2 protein-coding genes are annotated in these 1,935 nt (G+C 61.1%); both read right to left on the bottom strand.

The features are described 5' to 3' along the window. The coding region (locus P0D89_RS52550) for a sensor histidine kinase (RefSeq protein WP_408379551.1) at positions 1-1,218 on the bottom strand (1,218 nt) is incomplete at its 3' end. Positions 1,219-1,237: 19 nt separating this feature from the next. Then, entirely contained in the window at positions 1,238-1,915 is a 678-nt protein-coding gene (locus tag P0D89_RS52545; RefSeq protein ID WP_408379554.1) for a response regulator transcription factor, read from the bottom strand. Positions 1,916-1,935: the final 20 nt, after the last annotated feature.

Raw genomic sequence — 1,935 nt, 5'->3', positions numbered from 1 at the left:
CCCGCGTTCGGCACGGGGAATGCCGGGCCCGTCGTCGATCACGACCGCCTGCGGACCGCGGGGGGTTTGCCTCAGTTCGATTCTGACTGCCCCGCTATCGCGCGTGAATTTCACCGCATTATCGACAAGATTGCTCAATGCTTCGAAGAGCAATGCCCGGTCGCCGTGAATGCGCTTGACGGGTTCGGTCTGCACCGTCAATGCGATCGAGCGCGTCTCGGCAAGCGGCTCATACAGTTCACAGATGTCGCGCACCAGATCCTCCAGTTGCACCTGTGCAAATCCGCCACGACGTTGCAACGCGCCGATCTCCGAAATGCGCAACATGGCGCGAAAGCGCTCGAGCAATTGATCCGTTTCCGTGCGCGCGCGCGACAGTATGTCCAGAAGCGCGGAGTCCCCAAGCGGCTGCGCGCGCTCGTCGATGTGGGCAAGCAGCGTGCGCACGTGAGCAAGTGGCGTGCGCAGGTCGTGCGCAATGCCGTCGCACGCGTCTTTTACTTCCGTCATCAGCCGTTCGACCTCATCGAGCATGTGATTGACGAGATGCGCGAGCATGTCGAGTTCATCCCGCCCGCCCACGGGCAACCGTTGATGCAGATCGCCTTGCGCGATCTGTTGCGTGACCCGCCGGATGTCACGCACGCGGCGCACTTGCCGCAGGCTCAACGCAAGGCCGCCCGCCATCCCGGCGATCAGGCAGAACACGCCGGCAATGACCAGCGTTTTCACGATGTCGTCGCGGATCCGGATGATATGGGTGAGGTCGCGCGCCACAACGACAATGTCGCCGTTGCTGTTGCGATTTGCCATCGCGCGCACCACGGGTGCACTCAACCCCTCGCCGACAGGCAGCGTGTGAGCCAGCGTGACGGGACGGCGGTCGGTGGGCACTTCGCGTGGCAGACGTATCACGTCGCCCGCAACATGCTTCCCCTGCGCCGTAAACAATCCATAGTAGTCCGCATGCATCCGCTCATGCTCGATACGGCGCTGCACGGCTTCGGCAACCTCGTCATGCGGGAGCGAATCGAAATATGCGAGTTGCCAGTCCATCACAATATCGTTCTGGCGCTCCATTTCTCCCATCACGACAAAACACAGCAGGCCGAGCAGTGTCATCAACGTGATCGCGAACGTTAGCCCGTAGGCCGACAGCAGGCGAAAGCTCGCCGAGTGCCAGCGGCGCCCGAGGCTCGAGCGAGGTGCAATAGTCATCTGGTTAGCGAATGATCGATTAGCCGAAGATATAACCTGAGCCGCGTACCGTCTGAATCATGGGCTGTGTCCCCGGTGGATCAATCTTTTTGCGCAGCCTTCCCATATGGACGTCGATCAGGTTCGTGCCGGGATCGAAGTGATAGCCCCACACCGCCTCGAACAGCATGGTACGTGTGATCGTTCGCCCGGCATGGCGCATCATGTACTCAAGCACCCGGTACTCAGTCGGCAGAAGAAGAATCTCCTGCCCGCCGCGGGTGACCTTGCGGGAGATGAGGTCGAGTTCGATGGGACCGACGTTCAGCGCCGTTTCCGACTGAGCAGGCGGCGTCGCGCGTCGGCGCAGCAGCACTTCGAGCCGCGCAACCATTTCTTCGGGATCGAATGGCTTCGTCAGATAGTCGTCGCCACCCGCGCGCAACCCCCGCACACGCTCGTCGACATCGCCCAGCGCGCTCACCATCAGGACGGGCGTGGTAATGCCGATGCTGCGCATCGTCTTCAATATCGTCAGACCATCGACTCCGGGCAACATCCTGTCGAGGGTGATGAGATCGTATTCGTCGTTGAGCGCGTGAGTCATGCCATCGCGCCCATTGCTGATGCGCAGAACGGAGTATCCGCGTCGCGTCAGTTCATTGACGATTTCGTTTGCGGCGATATCGTCATCTTCAATCGTGAGCACTCGCAACATAGGTCTGCTTCGGGCACCGG

Source organism: Paraburkholderia sp. RL18-085-BIA-A (assembly GCF_046027075.1).
Classification (GTDB): domain Bacteria; phylum Pseudomonadota; class Gammaproteobacteria; order Burkholderiales; family Burkholderiaceae; genus Paraburkholderia.
This window is presented reverse-complemented; position numbering and strand designations above follow the sequence as displayed.

What these genes read in the sequence shown, in the direction of transcription:
- P0D89_RS52545 (WP_408379554.1), bottom strand. Translation starts at nt 1,915, where the DNA reads ATGTTGCGAGTGCTCACGATTGAAGATGACGATATCGCCGCAAACGAA.